Source organism: Aliinostoc maniaoense (assembly GCF_058172895.1).
The window spans coordinates 405,403-425,257 of the sequence record NZ_CP187952.1; the positions used below are offsets into that span (position 1 = coordinate 405,403).

The window sequence follows — 19,855 nt, forward strand, 5'->3', positions numbered from 1 at the left end:
CTTGTATATTATTTATAGATTTTGGTGATGTGTTTGTAATTTGCATCTTTTGTGAATTAGTTTATTAGTCCAAAAGTTGGCGTATAAGAAAGAAAATAAATAAACAGCACTAGTAGATAAAGCAATACCTTTGATGCCTAGCCATTGGATAAATAAGTAATTAAAAAATATGTTCATAATTACATTTAATCCAGCAATACTCATGAGAATAAACTTATCTTGCATGGAAATCAGCATTTTTATTAGTAAAATATTGCCGAGATAGAAAGGAATCTGCAACGCGTAAAATGATTGAATCTGAGCTACTATTTGGGTGTCTTGATAAGTAAATAAGCCTCGTTGAAATAATACTTTAACTATGGGTTCAGAAAAGACGATGAGCAAACCAGTTAACGGGATAGTAGTTAGAAAGATCAGTCTGAGATATTTGTTAAGTGTGCGACGAACTGCTAACCAATCTTGACAAGCAATCATCTTTGATAGGTAAGGAAGAATTGCGGTGCTTAAAGCAATGCTAATTAAACTAATTGGAGAAGCTGTTACCCTATTACCATAGTTGAGTGCTGCTAAACTGCCATTGGCAAACATAGCTGCCATTATTTGATCTATAGGTTCACTAGTGCATACTAATAATGAACCTGCAATCATTGGTGCAAATTGAGTAAAAATTTGGGAAAGATGAGAGTCTAAGGGATAGAATTTAGGCGTTAATGATATACCTTGCTTGTAGAGTCCTATTCCTAAAATCACCATTTCCAATACTGCACCCGATATTAACCCTCCAGTTATAGCGAAAACACCCCAAGTTGGAAACACAAAAAGTAAGATGACACTAATAATAGGGGTAATGAGGGGACTAATAGCAGCTAATGTAAAACGTTCTCCAGCATTTAAAATCGCGCTCCAAATACTAATAATTCCATTTAAGAGGATTATAGGTGCGATCGCACATAAAAGATGAAAAGTCAGATATAACTTTTGTGGTTCAAATTTTGATGCAATTCCTGGTAAATATAACGGTGCAGTACTCACCATGAATATGGTAGTTATTATCAGTAAAGCAATGCTCCACATCATTGCACCAGCAAACAGTTTTTCAGATTCTTTTTTACCTTCCTGTTCTCGCACCCAAATATACTTAGGAATCAGAGCCGCTTTTAAAGAACCGGCTAAGACATTAATGATAAAACTGGGAATTACTAAGGCAATGAAAAAAGCATCTAAATCATCTCCTGCTCCAAATCTCCAAGCTATGACTAATTCTTTACCGATAGCTGCAACTTTAACTAACAATGTAAATAGTCCAACAATTACAGCTTTACCGAAGATTTGACGATTTATAGAACCACTAGTTAACTTTTTCCAATGTACAATTAATCTTGGCAATTTTTGGCTTTTCATTTAGAGTATCTCCATACTCCACCTGATAATTTATCCAAGGGTTACAAAAGACTAGCATTGAGTTTGTAGTAAGGACTTTAGTCCTTGCTTGTTCGCGCAGGGAACGGAGAGAACGCAGAGAGAACTAAAGTTCTCACTACAAACCTTTAATTATTTATAGTCATAACTGGTTTTATGCTTCTCTGCTTTTCTACAGATTTATGATTCTCTAGGGATTTAGCTTTATATCCAGCCACAATTTTTTCTAAAAGGAACATGATGGATTTAGAGTCATTTTTAGCTGCGGCTATACATAATTCTTCTACAGTTATAGCTAAATTATCTGGAATAATCCGGCTGGCATTTTTGACAATCAAGAGCTTTTCATGTTCCGTTGGTTCGTAGCTTTCACCTGCTACAAATAGTTCCTCAAATAACTTTTCTCCCGGTCTTAAACCTGTATATACTATGTCAATATCTTTATAGACTTCATACCCTGAAAGTTTAATTAATTCCTTAGCTAAGTCTACAATTTTTACAGGTTTACCCATATTCAACATTAAAACTTCACCACTACTTCCAAGCACAGAAGCTTGTAAAACTAATTGCACTGCCTCTGGAATAGTCATAAAATAACGAGTGATGTCAGGATGTGTTACCGTAATTGGGCCACCAGATGCAATTTGTTTTTTGAATGTGGGTACTACACTACCTCGACTACCTAAAACATTACCAAATCTGACTGCAACATAATGATTTCCTGTTTCTTTAGCTGCTTGTAATACCAACATTTCGGCAACTCTTTTACTAGCACCCATAACATTAGTTGGGTTGACTGCTTTATCAGTGGAAATCATCACAAAATGTTTAACATTATATCTCTGTGCTAATGTTAATAAATTTCTAGTTCCAATCACATTATTAGTGATTGCTTCACTGGGATTTAACTCCATGAGGGGAACGTGTTTATGAGCAGCAGCATGGAAAATGACATCAGGTTTAAATCTATGAAATGTGTATTCTAATCGGGAAATGACACGAATATCAGCAATAAAAATAGAAATCTGTGGGATGTTTTGTGGTGAATTATTACTATATTTGAGAGATTGAACTAATTGCTCTAGTTCTTGTTGAATGTTGAAAACAGAATTTTCTCCGTGTCCAAGAAGTATGATGTTATTGGGTTGGCATTGAAAGATTTGGCGGCAAAGTTCACTACCGATTGAGCCGCCTGCACCTGTGATTAGTACAGTTTTACCTTGGAGAAATTGCGAAACTCGCTCAATATCTGTTTGTACTGGTTCGCGTCGCAGTAAATCCTCAATTCTCACATCTCTAATGCTGTCTATTCTGACTCGATTATTGAGAATTTCATGTATTCCTGGTAAAGTGCTAGTTTGGATGCCAGTTGCTTGGCAAATATCGACAACTTCCCGAATAATCTTACCTGCAACTGTAGGCATGGCAATGATTACTTTTTGGATTTGTAGAGATTTTACTACATCAGGAATTGTGTTGCGATCGCCTACTACCCGAATACCCCGAATTTTGGCGTGTAATTTCTGTGGATCATCATCAATAAAAGCAATAGGATTAAATCCCAATTGTGGATTTCTCTGCATTTCTTCTACAAGATCAATTCCTGCATTACCAGCACCGACAATCAAAACACGCTCTTGCAAAGAAAATACTGTATATTTTTGTTTGGTTCTTTCTATAATGCGAATACTAAAACGCACTCCACCAACACAAATACAAGAAAGCAAGCCGTCAATTAATGGTAGAGATGGGGGTAATTTAGCTATATTGATATAGGGTATTAAATCTAAGTTATAAAATATCAACATTTGAATAACTGTCGTAATCCCCATATATAAAACGATATTGATTAATTCTTCAATACTGGCATAACGCCAATAAAACCGATAAAACCGCAAATTCCATAAAACAAGTATTTTAACTAATAAAAAGATTACTGTGACTCTTCCTAACTCAGATATATATGTTTGTAAGCCGATTGTGCCATCTGAGCATAGAAGTAAGGCTAATAATGGTGTGAGTCCAAAAATAATACTGTCAATGACAATTAAATATTTATTTCTGAGATTTAAAAATTTTTTGAGCCAAGCATAGGAGTATTTTTGTATCCACTGAAGATAATTAAACAATAAGCCATTCATACTCGTATAAGCCTCTAGTTTATTAATTCTCAAGAAAAACAGGTGTGTAGGGGAAGCAAAAGTATTGCTTTTAAATCTGACTTGAGATATGAGTACTGTAGAGACGTTGCATGCAAAGTCTCTACATCATTTATTTGGTGCAACTTGATAGAGAATTGGTATTACTGAAAATCCAAAGTTTGAAATCACAGGATATTCTACTGTTAACCGTCAATCCTTAGTAGTTAACAATAAAAAATATGATTTATTCGCAGATGCGCTAATATTATTTTCCTTTTCATTAAATATCATAAATACCATTAAGCAGGCATCAAAAATGCAATTAATGTATATTTACTAGATATTTTTTATGAAATTGAATGGTGTAGAACTTAATGTCAGACATTATTGTTTTATCAGAAGATAATCGATTAAGTCTCGCCAGTTTGGCAAAATATCACAAATAAAAAATAAATAAATCCCACACTTACCTTTATTAATTATTGAATTTTTAGTTATACAAGTGGATGCAATTTGGCAAAAATATCAGATTGAAAAAATAATTACTTTGGCAGTAGAATTAAAGATGTATAAGGACATTAAACCTTTATAAGTGTTGAGGTGGTTCAAATTACATAGCTAGTTTTTATAATAAAAGCTAGAACGCAACAAAAAAGATTTTAATTCTGTACTATGTAATGAGCTTGACACTGATAAATAGCTAAAACATCAAATATCAGTAGTAAAATCAACAGTAATAGTAGGAATAATAGAGTGATTGAGAACATAGTAGTTTTATCAGTTGTTAAAGAGAAAGCTACCTTTTTGTTAGGCAATATCAGTCAGAGGGGGCAGTAAGAAAGTGGCAACTTAAAAAAATGCTATCAGTGTGTAGGCAAGAGGGCAGGGGAGATACAGAAAAGATGAACTGAGTAAATTGGATAATTTATTTTCTGGCAGCCCCTAAACTGGAGACTATAAGTATGTATAGTGAAAGTCACGATATTTGATTTGATGGCAAGGATTTTATGTCAGGTTCAGTAGACAACTTAGCCCCACTTCTGGAAGTTCAAAACGTCCATGCTGGATATATTAAAGATGTTGATATCTTACAGGGTGTGAATTTTCGGGTTGAGCAAGGGGAATTAGTGACGGTTATCGGCCCTAACGGCGCAGGGAAATCAACTTTAGCAAAAACTATTTTTGGCTTGTTGACACCCCATACAGGCACAATTACCTTTAAAGGAGAGAATATCGCCGGACTAAAATCCAATCAAATCGTCCGTCGGGGAATGTGCTATGTACCCCAAATTGCTAATGTGTTTCCGTCTTTGAGTGTGGAAGAAAATTTAGAAATGGGGGCTTTTATCCGTAATGATGCCCTCAAACCCCTGAAAGATAAAATATTTACCATGTTTCCCAGATTAAGCGATCGCCGTCGCCAACGTGCTGGTACACTCTCAGGAGGAGAACGTCAAATGCTAGCAATGGGCAAAGCTTTGATGTTAGAACCTAATTTATTGGTGTTAGATGAGCCTTCAGCCGCTTTATCCCCCATTTTGGTAACACAAGTGTTTGAGCAGATTAAACAAGTCAATCAAGGGGGTACAGCAATTGTATTAGTAGAACAAAATGCCCGCAAGGCTTTAGAAATGGCTCACCGTGGTTATGTATTAGAGTCTGGGCGCGATGCTATATCTGGGCGAGGGCAAGAATTATTGACTGATCCCAAAGTCGCTGAACTATATTTAGGTGCTGGGAAGGGACATTAGGGAGGTAGGCAAGGTAGACTTTGTTCTAATGCCCCATGCCCTTGAAAGGGCAGGGAGCAGGGGAGACAAGGGAGTTAAATTTGTCAACTCTCAACTCTCAACTATCAATTATCAACTGTCCACAGCGATATACTCACACCCCATCCGGGGTGCGGCACATCCTGCTTGATTCTTTTCAAAAATAGTTAGTGGCGAGTGAATGTGGCTTTTTTAGGTGATTCTCCTCAAGCAACACACGCACCAAACCAAATTAGTTTATTTAAAACGTCTTTTGCGTCTAGCTGCCACTGCTTTGCGTTTACGTTTCTCTAATGGGGTTTCAAAGTGCCGATGATACTTAACATCAGCTAATATACCAGCCTTAGATACTTGACGTTTGAACCGACGTAACGCTGAATCGATTCCTTCGTTTTCTCCTAAAACCACCTGGGTCATTCGTTTTCCTCGTTTTCCTCATTGATCAATAGTTTCCATTGTAATAGTAGCCTCAAACTTAGCCAAACTTATTACCCTTGTAACTAACAACAATGGCATTTTGTTCTTTGATGGTGATGTATCTGTAATTTTTGAGATGAGAAGAGGATTATCAAGTTTTTCTGACAAGCCATGCTCTCAACCTTGAGTATCTTTACTTAGGTTATGCTTTTGGGACTTTAAAACTCTTTGGTTGTAAGCGTTAAAAGTCAATCCTACCTCTGTTCAATAATTTAAATCCCACAGTTAAAGCGGAGAAAGCCAAAAATAAATTCCACAAGCTAATAGATTTAAAAAATATGCCCCCACTCAAAAACACAAGCAGGAAGCCAATAGCTAACAAAGCCCAGCCAAAATTACCAGTTTCTCGCCGAAAGAAGATCAAAGATAATGCACCCGTCATCATCGCTAAAACTGAAGCAGTTACAGGTAATCTCTGAGAAAACGAATAATAACCGCTCACAAATATAATGTTTTGAGCCAGGAAGTAGATACCTGCAAACAGTAGAATTAAACCTACAATTTTAATTAACAGCCTGCCCATAATATCTCTGCATCTTTGATGATGGCAGTGTTTATTGTTACCAAGATTATACTTTAGCTTGGCAAAAATTCTAGGGTATGTAAGTAAATGTTGTTGAATTGTAGTAAAAGTTTAAATCGGCACGGTTGACAAATATTTCTCATACCACTTGTTTTAATAACGGGTTTCCCTACACCCTGTTCAAATGTCTAAGCCTGTAACTCTTAGCTCTGGGGAATGCTCAACAGTGAATTGATAGTATACTTCTTGCTTTTGTTGGGGTGGAATAGTTAACCTCCATTCTAAAATTCCCATTTCGCTGAGTGGTATTTGGGGGTTACTGCGGGTGAGACGGACTTTAATTTGCTCGTTGCGGCTAATTGGTAGTTGTTCAGTTAACTTTAAATGAGTTTCTTGGTTGAGCAGGTTGTTTATTATTAAACGATAAGCGTAAGTCGTGCGGCGTTGGTTGCCCATCAATTTTTTATCTACTTGACGCTCAACTAAATCGCGCTCAATTTTTAAACCTTCGTCAATTCCTAAGTTAAGTTCAAATTCTTGTCCTGGGGCAGTATTTTCTAATTCAGTTGTGCCAATAAACATATCATCACGGAAAATATTGGCTGTACCTGCTAATAAAGTTGCCCCGTCGGGATTATTTTTGACATTTGCTTCTAAGTAAGCAAAGCTCACTAGACGTGGTGTGGCAACATACTGAAATTCACAGGGGTAATTGTCATTAAAAATAGTGCTTTTATGGGGTGCGCCATCACTAGGGATATTACCACCACCATTGAGTTTAAAGGTAACAATACTGCCTTCTTTGGCTACTTCTGATACTAGTGGTTTTGCCTGTATAAAATCTTCTTCTAGTTCGGATTCTGCCTCTGATCGCATTCCATCTGGAGTTGGGGCAGGTGTAGCTGCGATCGCAGGTAAAGATGGACTAGCTAGTTTACGTCGCATCGTGGGAGCTACTGGAGGATTAAAAGTATCTATATACCAAGGATCTAATTTTGGGGGCAATGTGCCTAATCCTGGTTTAGCAGTAGATAGGATAAGATTCACATCTTGCCAATCTTCGCCGGTGTTTTGGGTAATTTCTGCCAAGTAGCTCAAGTTAACTATCTTGCTGGTAGTATCCAAGCGCAAATCATATAAAGGCTGCCAACTGGCACGATTCACCGTGTAGGAGACTTCTAAGTCAAATTCTCCGGGTTCTGTCACTTCTACCGCCACAACCAAGGTAAAACTTTCTTTGGCGTGGGGTGTTTGAATACTTTGTAATGAGTTACGTAGGGCTTGGATTTGTTGTTCTAATTCTTGTTGTTGACTGGTACACTCAGCAGATGCGATCGCATATTCACTGTACTGAGTGCCTAGAAAATTGAGAAAATCTAGGGTTTCACTCAGACTCAGATTTTTCCGTGATAAACTTTGGGCAAAAGGTTCTTCTGTTTTTTCTCGTAAACCTGCAATAAATTGAGATTGTAAAGTTAAAGCATCTACCTGGGCTTGGAGATGGCGTTTTTCAGTTTTTAATTGTTCAATTTGTCTGGTGATTTGGGCAACTCGTTCGGCTACAGGCTCAGTAGTGTAAATGCGATCGCAACTCACCGCTAACAAACGCACTTGTACTGTACCCTTCCCGCTAACTCGAACAGACTCAGGTTCTAGAGTCACTGGCAGTAAAGGAATCACTAATTCCCGTTCCGAACCTGTGAGGGACACCTTACCCTGTCGTGTCACCAGGGCTTTATCAGTGTAGACTGTCACAGATACAATCTGACTTTGTACTGTTTTGCGCCAAGATGGTATTTCCGGGTTAACCACTGCCAGTTTTTCCTGTGTTAATTGACTCTGTTGAATTATTTAAGGTTTAAAGGTCTACCTAGTCAAGTCGCTACGCTCCAATTCAAAATTCAAAATTCAAAATTCAAAGTCAATTGATGACTCTTGACTGATTTAACTCCCCTGTCTCCCCTGTCTCCCCTGTCTCCCCTGCCCCCTGCCCCCTACTCCCTGCCCCCTGCCCCCTGCCCCCTGCCCCCTACCTACAAATCTACTGTGCTGCACTAACATCAGGAGGGACAGTTTGCTCTAGAAATTTTTTAGCTGCTTCCAGCAAATATTCGTAGTAAGTATGGGCGACGATGGAGAGCTGTTTGCCTGGTGGATAAACTATGTACCAAGTCCGCTTAATGGGAAAATGCTGTACATCTAAAATGCTAAATTCGGTATCTGTTAACAGAGTATGACGAGACAAAACTGAAATTCCTAAGCCACCAGCGATCGCTTGTTTAATCGCTTCATTACTGCCTAATTCTAGTTTAACTTTGACTTTGACTTCATGTTCGTCTAACAGACTCTGCACCGCGCGACGAGTTCCTGAACCTGGTTCGCGCATAATAAAAGGTTCATTGGATAAACGTTCTATGGGAATGTTTCTTTCCTTGGCTAAGGGATGATTTAAGGGAGCAAACACCACTAAGGGATTATCTAAAAATGGCTCACAATGAACATCTACATTTTCTGGAACTTGACTCATAATGTACAAGTCATCCATATTACTCATCATCCGTTCTATGATGCCTTCGTGGTTTGTGACTTGTAGGGAAATCTCAATTCCGGGATAAAGTTCACAAAACGGCCCCAACAAACGCGGAATCAAATATTTTGCTGTTGTGATGACTGCTAAACGTAATTGCCCTTGTTTGAGTCCTTTTAAATTGGCAACTTTCATTTCAAACTGGGCGATAGTTTCAAAAATTTGCCGACAGGTAGCAAACAATTCTCGCCCTGCTTCTGTCAAATAGAGGCGTTTTCCTACTTGCTCAAATAGTGGTAAACCTACCGATTTTGTCAGCTGCTTAATCTGCATGGAAACTGTAGGTTGGGTCAGAAATAATTCCTCAGCTGCACGAGTGAAGCTGCCATGTCTTGCAGCTGCCTCGAACACCTTCAACTGGTGTAGGGTCGCCTGATTCAAGGGTGATTCTCCTCTAATAGCGATTCATCAATATAAAATTAGTATCACTGAACACTCATAAATGATAGAGCTTCAGTCATATCAAAGTTATGAGTTTATTATAGATAAAACTCTATTCTCGCTATTAGAAGAAAATAGTTTTACTTATGGTCTTGAGAAGTTATGATCAAAAAACAAGCAAAGCGTAAGATGCCTTCCATCTGCATGATGAATGCTGAAAATTGAACCCATAATTTTTTAATGACAATTTCTCGGATTGTTCATTTTTTAATTAACAGTTCATGATTCATCATTCATCATTCCATACTTCTTCTGTAATTTTTACAGGAAGTTTGACTAATTCTGGCAACACTAACACTTCCCTTTCTGCAACTTGTTCTCTAATATTTACTGGCAATTTTAATGGTTGTTGTTCTTCAATCCAGCAACTAGCTATAGGTAAGGTTTGTTCTAATTCATCTAGGGGTCGAGGGATGACCATGACGGCGTTCAATTCCCCAATTCTTTCTGCTTCATACATTCCCGCTTCCACAGCAACGGCAACATTAGCCACAGAACCACGGATAATTGCTGTACACAAACCCGCCCCAATTTTTTCATAGGATGCTAGTTGGACATCAGCCGATTTGAGCATGGCATCACACGCGCCTACCATTGCTGGAAAGCCACGGGTTTCAACTAGACCAATGGCTTGATTACTTAATCGACTATACTGACCTTCTGCCATGAATTGACTGAGGCGGTTAGTAATAGGTAGCACTACGTCAAGGTTGGGAAACGGTCGGGGAATTACCAAGCTAGAAACCAGTTGACCAAACTGTTCAGCAGTTTGCACACCCGATTCTACAGCCAGGCGCACATCCGCAATCCCACCACGGACGATCGCGGTACAATGGCCACTACCAATTTTTTCGTAGCCAACTAAATGCACCCCAGCCGATTTGAGCATCATGTCCGCAGTGCCGACAATCGCCGGAAAACTGAGGGTAGATACTAGCCCTAGAGCCGTATCCTTGAAGCTGTCTTGACGACGGGTTGTCTGATTTGTGCTAATAGACCTTTGATTATATGTCTCCATGTGAATCCTCCAGGATACTCACAAACTAACACTTACTCAGAGCGATCAGCTACGCTGGGCGGAACGCCATCGTCAGAGACGGGGTTGTTTAATGCTTGCCTGTGGGGAAATAATGTTACTAGAAGTCTTTGGATACTCCCTTGGCCATAAATTTGAGTACCAAAGGTATCGGGGGATGGGGTAGCAGTTTCACCAGATGCTAAATTTTCTGGGCTGGGTTGTGTTGAGTTAGAGTCAGTCTGAGGATTTTCTTGTTCTACGGCAGCAGTTTGATTTTCTGGGGTGGGAGCAGATTCTGACACAGATGTAGACTGGTGTGTTAATTCCACAAAAGCTGCGGCTGAGATGCTAGTTGAGGTAATCACTTTGCTCTCATTGTTTGGGGGCTTTTGGGGAGTGGTAGTAGCAGGGGTATTTGTAGATGTCTCTGGAGGTGGTTCTTTGAGATTAATCTGCCGACTCTTATCTCCTAAAATTGAACCTGGTGGTACTACTAGCCCTGGGGCAACAGAACAGTTAAATACTGTCGTTGCTGCACCAATACAAGCGTTCATGCCAATTTTGCCTTGACCGACCATCAAAAACCCTGCTCCCAAGTTGACACCTGGTTCTACTTCTATTACGCCTTCACTAACTTGCAGAATTGACCCCATACCAATACAGACTCCTGCCCCGATGATAATCTTACTGTTTGTAGCCGCTTGGAGTATTACCCCTGGTGCAAGGACTGCACTAGGATGAATTGTCACCTCGCCACTAATGTAGGAATCAAAGTTATTGTGGAGGCGCAGTGGCGGCACAGACATGGAAACTTTAACCTCGGAAGCCGAATATCAAGGGAGTACTGAGTAATGAGTAATGAGTAATGAGTAATGAGTGTCAATGTTGAGTCAGGTGATTATTGCTTGTCATCAACAAAGACCTGAGTTGCAACTGCACTGACTACTCACAACTCAACACTTTTAACTCAGCACTACTATGGACGCTGAATAATTGTTTCTAAGACTCGCCGTTTGGCTTTGGGGTCAATGCCAATTAAGCGGACGTATTCACCTGCAAATTCGGCTAATGCTGATTCTATAGCAGCGATCGCTTCTCTTTCGGAATTAGCTGAAATTACACCTGTACTACTCCAAGAACCTGTGCGGAATCTTCTTTGGTCTACGTGTTCGATGCTAATCTTATAGCCACCAGTTAAAATCTGCCGGACTTGATCTACTACCTCAGAACTCAAACGAGTGCTAGTAGCTGTAGCTGTGGCTGTGGCTGTGGCTGTTGATCCACTCACTACTGATCTGGGGCTACTAGAGGGTGTAACTTGACCGTTGGGACGTTGGATAATGGTTTCTAATACCCGTCGTTTGGCTTTGGGATCAATGCCAATCAAACGTACATACTCACCTTGATGGCTGTCTATACATTCTTCTAAAGCCGAAACTACTTCATTGGCTGAAGTGGCTTCTATGGGTTTACAACTATTCCAAGAGCCAGTACGGAAGCGTCGCTCATCTACGTGTTCTGTGCCAATTCTGTAACCATTTGCCAGGAGTTGGCTAATTTGCTGCACGGTTTGTGCCGGTAGTCTACCACTACCAGATCCGTTACTATAGCTGCTGCCGTTACCGTTATAGCTACCGTTTGTCTGGGTTGCTGGTGCTTTAAAACTTGTAGAGCCTTGAACTACACCATCAGGACGCTGAATAATGGTTTCTAATACCCGTCGTCTACTAGAGTCAATTCCAAACAGACGCACATATTCACCACTGTGGTCTGCTAGACAGGCTTCTAATGCTGCTACTGCTTCTCCTACTGTTCTAGCTTCAATGGGTTTACAGCTAGTCCAAGAGCCTGTACGGAATCTTCTTTGGTCTACGTGTTCTGAGCCAATCTTATAACCTTGGTTTAATAAATAGCGTAATTGCTCTATGGTTTCTGCACCCAGGCTGTTGCTTGCCACTTCACTACTCCTTCCTATCTCTATGACATTAAGTTTATTACTTGTATAAGATTTAGCTTTCTCGGCGCGAATGGGTGCAATACACTTAGTATCAGCAGCACATAAATATCCAGCGCGCAGAGCTTGGTTAATCCCTATGACGTGATGAGCAAATTCTTCGTCTTGTTCTTGGACATCCGGCAAGCGGTCAGCTTGCTGTTGGGTGGTGATAACTGCCCCAGAAGGTACATACTTACCAGGAGGAATTTCTACATCTTGAATCAAAGCGTGCATCATCACAATGCAGCCTTCTCCTACCCTGGCATTAAATACTGTGGAGCGAAAGCCAATAAATGAATTGTCTCCAACATAAGCTGGCCCGTGAATTAATGCCATGTGGGTAATAGAAGCATTTTTCCCAACCCAAACCGAGTATTCTTGGTCATCATCACCAATGACTCGGCCTTGCTCTAAGCCGTGAATTACGACACCATCTTGAATGTTGGTGTTTTCTCCAATATAAAATGGTGTACCTTCATCGGCTCTGATTGAAGTTCCCGGAGCAACAATTACATTTGCACCTATAGAGACATCCCCAATAATGTTGGAAAAAGAGTGTACAAATGCGGTTTCATGGATTTTTGGTTCCGCTAAACTCCTTGACCACGGGGTTGGGGGAGCCGCCGTGCTGCGGACTGCCATCGTGAGATTCCTCCTGATTAAGATTTGGTCAATAGCCAATAAGTCAATAAAACTTTAACTTTTGACTGTTGACTTTTGACTACCTGTATTGATCTTTTTTGCTGTAAATAAGACGATCTTCTACGTAAATAGTATCAATTATCGCCACCACTGCTGCATCCACAGGACGCTGCTCACTTCCAGGTACTTGACGCGCCGCACTACCACGACTAATCAGCACCCACTCGTCCACTCCTGCACCTACGTTATCTGCTGCTACCTCGTATTTTTGCAGGAGGTTGCCTTCTTCATCTACTAATTGCAACAACAGTAGTTTGACACCTCTGAGACTAGGTTCTTTTTGTGTGCTAACTACTGTGCCACGTACTTTGGCAATTTGCATTACTTAATTATGGTCTTCTGCCGAAGGGACGAATCGCGTTCACATTTTCCCGGAATTGTTCTACATCTTCCGTATAACGAATTGGGAGAACATACTCTAAGTTTTCATGGGGACGCGCAATGATGTGTGTAGACAACACTTGTCCACCGTTAACGCGCTTTACTGATTCTACCCCTGCGCCTACAGAAGCTTGTACCTCGGATACATCACCTCTGACAATGACTGTCACCCGACCACTACCAATTTTTTCGTAGCCTACTAAAGTAACACGAGCAGCTTTCACCATCGCATCTGCTGCTTCTACTACTGCGGGAAAGCCTAGCGTTTCTACCATTCCTACTGCAATTGACATTCTTTTGATTCCTGAATACAGTTTTTATCTTTTGATGCTCAAGAAGGCAACCCCGTTCATGAGTTTTTCTACTCAGCTTTTAGGTACGGAACTGTTCAACAGCTTCCGTGTAACGAATCGGTAACACGTATTCTAAGTTCTCGTGGGGGCGGGCAATGATGTGTGTAGATACCACTTCACCACCATTTACTCTTCTGGCTGCTTCAATTCCAGCTGCTACTGAGGCTTGTACCTCAGAGACATCTCCCCGCACAATTACGGTGACTCTAGCACTACCGATTTTTTCATATCCTACCAGAGTTACGCGTGCAGCTTTCACCATCGCGTCAGCTGCTTCTACTACTGCGGGAAATCCCTTAGTTTCAATCATTCCAACTGCAATTGGCATCCCATATCTCCTAAAAAATTAATCCAATCTCTACTACGGTTTGAAATTTTGCACGGGGAAGCTGATCTTGAGCTACAAAAACACTCCCAAACTAAGCATAGGAAAGCTTGGCATCTCTGGCAATATAAATTAGTATAATAGTTTATAATAAAAAAGTTTTAAAAAACTTAACAAAAATTTGTACCTGTGATCTATTTAATCAAAGTTTATGGATTACTAGAGTAACCACTTGTGCTTTATAATTTTTTTATTACATTTAGCAAAAGATATTTATAGTCAAGCCCAATCCTGTCTGGCAAGGAAAGCTCTGAGTCTGGAGATTTTACCGTCTCTGGTTTTCCCGTAATTTCTAGTCAGGATAAAAACTATTTGCAAAACACATAAGTTTTTTAAATAGGTTGTATAAACTGAGGTTTTCAAGGTAGAAACTGAGAGTTTAAACCAGATAAAATATGCAAGCTCCCCATCCATTACCATAAATCAGATTGATTTTAATAGTAATTTTTGTAGGGGATAATCAGGAAAAAATACTCATCTAAGAGTTTCAGCAAAAAAATTAAAAAAAGCAGAGTTTTTAGGATAGTTTATTTTTGGTAGTAAATGATTGTATTAAGGGTTTTAAGAAAATTTAAAGCTGGGTCTGGAAGGGAAATATAAATGAACGAGTTTCTATTTGCAACAAGTTGGTGTATGCCTTTTTATAGTTTGATAGGCGCACTGATCACGTTGCCGTGGAGTATGGGTATAATCCGACGAACAGGGCCAAGACCTGCGGCGTATTTTAACTTGTTGACTACCCTTTTAGCTTTTACTCATAGTCTCTTAGTATTTAAGGATATTTGGAACAGAGAACAAGAAACCTGGGTCATTACTTGGTTGCAAGCGGCGGATTTAAATTTATCCTTTGCCTTGGAAATTTCACCAGTTAGTATTGGAGCAACAGTATTAATTACAGGGCTGAGTCTACTAGCGCAAATCTATGCTCTAGGTTACATGGAAAAGGACTGGGCTTTAGCACGGTTTTTTGGACTGCTGGGATTTTTTGAAGCTGCACTCAGTGGTTTAGCTGTCAGTGATTCTTTATTCCTCAGCTACGTACTATTAGAAGTGTTGACCCTTTCAACATATTTGCTGGTGGGATTTTGGTATGCACAGCCTTTAGTTGTAACAGCAGCCAGAGATGCGTTTTGGACAAAACGGGTGGGAGATTTATTACTACTGATGGCAGTAGTAACCCTTTCTAACTTAGCGGGTAGTTTAAATTTCTCGGATTTATCTGAGTGGGCGCAAACAGCGAATTTAAACCCAGTCACCTCAGCATTATTAGGTTTGGCTTTGATTGCTGGCCCCTCTGGTAAATGCGCTCAGTTTCCGTTACATATGTGGTTAGATGAAGCAATGGAAGGCCCTAACCCAGCTTCTGTGATGCGGAACTCCTTGGTGGTAGCGGGTGGTGCTTATATATTGTACAAACTACAACCGATTTTGGCTCTCTCACCTATAGCATTGAACGCTTTACTAGTTATAGGTAGTGTCACAGCCGTGGGAGCGAGTTTAGTAGCACTGGCACAAACTGATATTAAGCGGGCTTTATCTCATTCTACTAGTGCTTACATGGGATTGGTATTTTTAGCAGTGGGTTTGCAGCAGGGGGGTGTAGCCCTAATGTTGCTATTGACCCATGCGATCGCCAAAGCATTATTATTTATGAGTTCAGGCTCAATCATTTTCACTACCCACAGTCAAGACTTGACAGAAATGGGTGGTTTATGGTCAAGAATGCCAGCAACTACCACAGCTTTTATCGTCGGTTCGGCGGGGATGGTGACATTATTACCACTGGGTAGTTTTTGGGCAATGCTAGCCTGGGCAGATGGTTTAGTGAGAGTTAGCCCCTGGGTGATTGCAATTTTAATCTTAGTCAATGGGTTAACCGCCTTAAACTTAACACGGGTATTTAGATTAGTCTTTTGGGGTCAACCGCAACAAAAAACCCGTCGTGCGCCGGAAGTTGGTTGGACAATGGCTTTTCCAATGGTATCCCTGACCATCATGACTTTAATCTTACCTCTGATGCTACAGCAATGGTACTTGCTACCTGCTTGGGAAAGTATTGATTGGTATGTGGTTTTAGTATTGGTTGCCTCTAGTGTAGCTGGGGTAGTGATTGGGTCAAGTATATATCTGCACAAAGCTTGGTCACGGTCGAGAATTATGGCTTGGCGTATGGTGCAAGACTTATTAGGTTACGACTTTTACATTGACCGCATTTATCGCCTGACTATAGTCAGTGCCGTAGCCATACTATCAAAAATTTCCGCTTGGAGCGATCGCTATTTAGTCGATGGTTTTGTCAACTTAGTTGGTTTTGCCGCTATTTTCAGTGGACAAGGCTTAAAATACAGCATTTCCGGTCAATCCCAAGGATATATGTTAACTATCCTAGCGGTAGTCAGCGTCTTGGGCTTTTTCATTAGTTGGTCATTAGGTTTACTGGATAAATTGCCTTTTTAGTGGGCATCGGGCATCGGGCATTGGGCATCGGGCATCGGGCATTGGATATTTCTCCCTTGTCTCCCCCTGCCCCCTGCCCCCCTGCACCCTGCCCCCAGTCCCTTAACCCCATTCCCCTTGAGTTCTATGTTAAGTGCTTTAATTTTTGCCCCCTTCTTGGGTGCGCTGTTAGTTGCTTTGTTGCCTGCGGGCGTAAATGGGAAAATCTCCCGGAGTATTGCTTTAATAGTTGCAGGATTTATTTGCTTGTGGACTGTCATCTTGACAACCCAGTTTAATCCAGGGGAAGTTAACCAACAGTTTAGTGAATTTTTACCCTGGATAGATGCGTTGGGATTGAATTATAATTTGGGAATAGATGGGCTATCCTTGCCTTTGCTGTTGTTAAATGGATTATTGACGGGTATAGCTATCTACAGCACCGATGAATCTCTACAACGTCCTCGGTTATATTACTCCATGATTTTGGTGTTGAGTGCTGGAGTAGCCGGAGCATTTCTTGCCCAAGATTTACTACTATTTTTCTTATTTTACGAGGTAGAACTGATTCCCCTGTATCTGCTGATTGCGATTTGGGGAGGGGCAAAAAGAGGTTATGCTGCCACAAAATTTCTGATTTACACTGCTGTTTCAGGAATCCTGATTTTAGCTAGCTTCTTGGGTATGGTGTGGCTCAGTGGTGCTAATAGTTTTGCCTTAACAGCATTTAATCCTCAGTCTTTACCATTAGCTAGCCAATTGCTACTGCTAGGAGGAATTTTAATTGGATTTGGCATTAAAATGCCCCTAGTTCCCTTTCACACATGGCTACCAGATGCCCACGTTGAAGCTTCTACACCAATTTCCGTCTTGTTAGCTGGTGTGTTATTGAAACTGGGGACTTATGGCTTATTGCGGTTTGGCATGAACTTGTTACCAGATGCTTGGGCATATTTAGCCCCTTGGTTAGCGGTTTGGGCAGTGGTGAGTGTGTTGTATGGCTCATCCTGTGCGATCGCGCAAACTGATATGAAGAAAATGGTAGCCTATAGTTCTATTGGTCATATGGGCTATATCTTACTAGCCGCCGCCGCCGCCACACCATTAAGTACCTTGGGGGCTGTCATGCAGATGATTAGCCACGGTTTAATTTCTGCCATGCTGTTTTTATTGGTGGGGGTTGTCTATAAAAAAGCTGGTAGCCGTGATTTAAATATCATTCGCGGACTGTTGAACCCAGAACGGGGTATGCCTTTAATTGGTAGCCTAATAATTATCGGCGTAATGGCTAGTGCTGGGACTCCGGGAATGGTAGGGTTTATTTCCGAATTTATTGTATTTCGGGGTAGTTTCGCTGTATTTCCCATACAAACCCTGTTATCAATGATTGGTACAGGGTTAACGGCGGTTTACTTCTTAATTCTGGTTAACCGCGCCTTTTTCGGGCGATTATCTGAGCAAGTTATTGCCCTACCTAGAGTTTACTGGAGCGATCGCACTCCTGCCTTTATCTTAGCTGCTTTAATTGTCATTTTTGGTATCCAACCCGGTTGGTTAGTACGTTGGACTGAACCCACGGTTACTGCTATGGTCAGCGTAGAACATACAGTGGCAACTGTCTCTTTAGAAGCGACAAAAAGCCAAAAATAAATGTTTGGTGTAGGGGTGTAGCAGGGTGCGTCAGACAGCTTAAATGCTCTCAATAAATATATTTTTGATATCTGACGCACCCTACAAGACTAAAACCCACATTTTACGATAACTCCCTAATTACGAATTACGAATTACGAATTACGAATTACTACAGTCTAGTAATTAATAAACATAATTTTAAAAAATATCTTTATTATTTGGAGAATTAAAATGGTAACTGTTAGAAAAAAACAAAATCGCAATCCCTTAGAGGAGTATATTCAACGCCTGCTAACAGGACAAGCTTTACTAGTAGATAATCCAGGCAATGTCTTAGAAGTTGTAGGGATTCTTAAAAGTTATGGTGTAGTTCTGGATGCTTACTCAAAAAATCTAATTTATATTGCTGAACATCAATTTTTAGTATTTTTTCCCTTTTTTAAATATTTTAATGGGGAAATTAATTTCCAAAAATTACTGCGCCATTGGTGGCATGACCGAATTAATTTTGAGTATGCTGAATACTGCATGAAAGCCATGATGTGGCACGGTGGCGGCGGTTTAGATACTTATTTAGATACCCCAGAATTTCAACAAAGAGCGCAAGCAGTGATCAAAGCAAAATTTGCGATGAATCCTGCAATTATGGGTTTGAATCAATTATTTCCCGACTTTTTAACTGAACATTTACGCGTCTCGGCTTACTACAGTGGTTTAGGACAATTTTGGCGGGTAATGGCTGATATTTTCTTAAACTTATCAGACCGCTATGACAGAGGTGAAATTAAAACGATTCCCCAAGTTGTAGACCATATTAAAGCGGGGTTAGTAGCGGATGCTTTAAGGCCAATTACCTATGCTGTGAAAATTAATAAAAAAGTCTATGAAATTATCCCTCAAAGTTTAGGTTTGACTTTTTTAGCAGATACCGCCGTACCTTATGTAGAAGCAGTATTTTTTAGAGGGACTCCATTTTTGGGAACAGTTTCATACAACGCCCAAGCTTATCAAATTCCACCAGATCAATCTCGATTTCAATATGGAGCATTATACGCTGATCCATTGCCTATTGGTGGTGCAGGTATTCCTCCGACATTGTTAATGCAGGATATGCGTCATTATCTCCCAGAATATCTGCATGAAGTTTATCGCCGCAGTTTGCGAGGTGAGGATGATTTACGGGTGCAGATTTGTATGACTTTCCAAAAATCTATGTTTTGTGTGACGACAGCCGCGATTTTGGGATTGATGCCTTATCCGGCAGATACTGAAAACGCATCTGAGCAAGAGGCTAATCGAGTTTATTTAGAAAAGTGGATGGATAGGTTACAAACTTCCCAGTTATTGACTGTCAATAAGTAAAAGAGTGCAGGATTTAGGGAATCTTGCCACTCACGAGGGGGAAGGCTGAAGAATTTATCAATAGGGGAAAGCGATCGCTTTCTCCTTCTTAATATTAGACCTCTTGGACGAATAATTGAACAATCCTAATACATAACTTCAAGAGTTATTTTCCTGCGTTCTTCGCTAGTAATGTAAAAAAAATTGTATTTAGTTCGTAGTAAGGACTTTAGTCCTCTCATAAGGACTAAAGT

At 40.3% G+C, this 19,855-nt stretch carries 18 protein-coding genes; 5 read left to right on the forward strand and 13 right to left on the reverse strand.

The genetic code is table 11. The features are described from left to right. Positions 1-12: 12 nt before the first annotated feature. Positions 13-1,401, reverse strand: coding sequence for a murein biosynthesis integral membrane protein MurJ (gene murJ / locus ACPZ3T_RS01700; protein WP_490273262.1), 1,389 nt, complete (start codon positions 1,399-1,401; stop codon positions 13-15). Positions 1,402-1,547: 146 nt separating this feature from the next. Further along, on the reverse strand, positions 1,548-3,560 hold the full coding sequence (locus tag ACPZ3T_RS01705) for a polysaccharide biosynthesis protein (protein WP_490273264.1): 2,013 nt from the start codon (positions 3,558-3,560) through the stop codon (positions 1,548-1,550). A gap of 1,007 nt (positions 3,561-4,567) precedes the next feature. Here ACPZ3T_RS01705 and ACPZ3T_RS01710 point away from each other — a divergent pair. Beyond that, positions 4,568-5,311 (forward strand): ABC transporter ATP-binding protein, encoded by a 744-nt coding sequence (locus tag ACPZ3T_RS01710; RefSeq protein WP_490273265.1) that lies wholly within the window; start codon positions 4,568-4,570, stop codon positions 5,309-5,311. Positions 5,312-5,339: 28 nt separating this feature from the next. Beyond that, entirely contained in the window at positions 5,340-5,480 is a 141-nt protein-coding gene (locus tag ACPZ3T_RS01715; RefSeq protein ID WP_490273267.1) for a hypothetical protein, read from the forward strand. Positions 5,481-5,566: 86 nt separating this feature from the next. On the opposite strand, the gene rpsU is transcribed toward ACPZ3T_RS01715, so the two are convergent. The 10 genes from rpsU to ACPZ3T_RS01765 all read right to left on the reverse strand — a co-directional run bounded on the left by rpsU (position 5,567) and on the right by ACPZ3T_RS01765 (position 14,135). Continuing rightward, complete coding sequence (rpsU, locus tag ACPZ3T_RS01720; RefSeq protein WP_008226419.1) at positions 5,567-5,746, reverse strand: 30S ribosomal protein S21; 180 nt, start codon at positions 5,744-5,746, stop codon at positions 5,567-5,569. Between the two features lie 241 nt (positions 5,747-5,987). Then, complete coding sequence (locus ACPZ3T_RS01725) at positions 5,988-6,329, reverse strand: hypothetical protein (RefSeq protein ID WP_490273270.1); 342 nt, start codon at positions 6,327-6,329, stop codon at positions 5,988-5,990. A 180-nt stretch (positions 6,330-6,509) separates the two neighbouring features. After that, the gene (locus tag ACPZ3T_RS01730) at positions 6,510-8,141 is read right to left on the reverse strand and encodes a mucoidy inhibitor MuiA family protein (protein WP_490273272.1); all 1,632 of its coding nucleotides are present in this window, start codon (positions 8,139-8,141) and stop codon (positions 6,510-6,512) included. Between the two features lie 229 nt (positions 8,142-8,370). Continuing rightward, positions 8,371-9,297, reverse strand: coding sequence for a LysR family transcriptional regulator (locus ACPZ3T_RS01735; protein WP_490273274.1), 927 nt, complete (start codon positions 9,295-9,297; stop codon positions 8,371-8,373). Between the two features lie 289 nt (positions 9,298-9,586). Further along, positions 9,587-10,375, reverse strand: a complete 789-nt coding sequence (gene ccmO / locus ACPZ3T_RS01740; RefSeq protein ID WP_490273276.1) for a beta-carboxysome assembly protein CcmO — start codon at positions 10,373-10,375, stop codon at positions 9,587-9,589. Between the two features lie 32 nt (positions 10,376-10,407). After that, positions 10,408-11,181 (reverse strand): beta-carboxysome scaffolding protein CcmN, encoded by a 774-nt coding sequence (gene ccmN, locus ACPZ3T_RS01745; protein WP_490273277.1) that lies wholly within the window; start codon positions 11,179-11,181, stop codon positions 10,408-10,410. Positions 11,182-11,351: 170 nt separating this feature from the next. After that, a complete protein-coding gene (ccmM, locus tag ACPZ3T_RS01750) occupies positions 11,352-13,013 on the reverse strand; it encodes a beta-carboxysome scaffolding protein CcmM (RefSeq protein WP_490273279.1) in 1,662 nt (553 codons plus the stop codon). A 79-nt stretch (positions 13,014-13,092) separates the two neighbouring features. Further along, on the reverse strand, positions 13,093-13,395 hold the full coding sequence (ccmL, locus tag ACPZ3T_RS01755; RefSeq protein ID WP_490273281.1) for a beta-carboxysome shell vertex protein CcmL: 303 nt from the start codon (positions 13,393-13,395) through the stop codon (positions 13,093-13,095). Positions 13,396-13,402: 7 nt separating this feature from the next. Then, positions 13,403-13,747: a carbon dioxide-concentrating mechanism protein CcmK gene (locus ACPZ3T_RS01760; RefSeq protein ID WP_039748664.1), complete on the reverse strand. Its 345-nt coding sequence runs from the start codon at positions 13,745-13,747 to the stop codon at positions 13,403-13,405. A 79-nt stretch (positions 13,748-13,826) separates the two neighbouring features. After that, positions 13,827-14,135: a carbon dioxide-concentrating mechanism protein CcmK gene (locus ACPZ3T_RS01765; RefSeq protein WP_010995042.1), complete on the reverse strand. Its 309-nt coding sequence runs from the start codon at positions 14,133-14,135 to the stop codon at positions 13,827-13,829. 657 nt (positions 14,136-14,792) lie between these two features. On the opposite strand from ACPZ3T_RS01765, the gene ACPZ3T_RS01770 reads away from it, so the two are divergent. Continuing rightward, the gene (locus ACPZ3T_RS01770) at positions 14,793-16,649 is read left to right on the forward strand and encodes an NAD(P)H-quinone oxidoreductase subunit F (RefSeq protein WP_490273284.1); all 1,857 of its coding nucleotides are present in this window, start codon (positions 14,793-14,795) and stop codon (positions 16,647-16,649) included. Here ACPZ3T_RS01770 and ACPZ3T_RS01775 read toward each other — a convergent pair. Next, complete coding sequence (locus ACPZ3T_RS01775; RefSeq protein ID WP_490277426.1) at positions 16,646-16,909, reverse strand: hypothetical protein; 264 nt, start codon at positions 16,907-16,909, stop codon at positions 16,646-16,648. The genes ACPZ3T_RS01770 and ACPZ3T_RS01775 overlap by 4 nt on opposite strands. Between ACPZ3T_RS01775 and ACPZ3T_RS01780 the strand changes: the two genes are divergently transcribed. Next, a complete protein-coding gene (locus ACPZ3T_RS01780; protein ID WP_490277091.1) occupies positions 16,830-18,278 on the forward strand; it encodes an NADH-quinone oxidoreductase subunit M in 1,449 nt (482 codons plus the stop codon). The two genes, ACPZ3T_RS01775 and ACPZ3T_RS01780, sit on opposite strands and share 80 nt — an antisense overlap. Before the next feature lie 213 nt (positions 18,279-18,491). Next, positions 18,492-19,622, forward strand: coding sequence for a CO2 hydration protein (locus ACPZ3T_RS01785; protein WP_490273285.1), 1,131 nt, complete (start codon positions 18,492-18,494; stop codon positions 19,620-19,622). Positions 19,623-19,855: the final 233 nt, after the last annotated feature.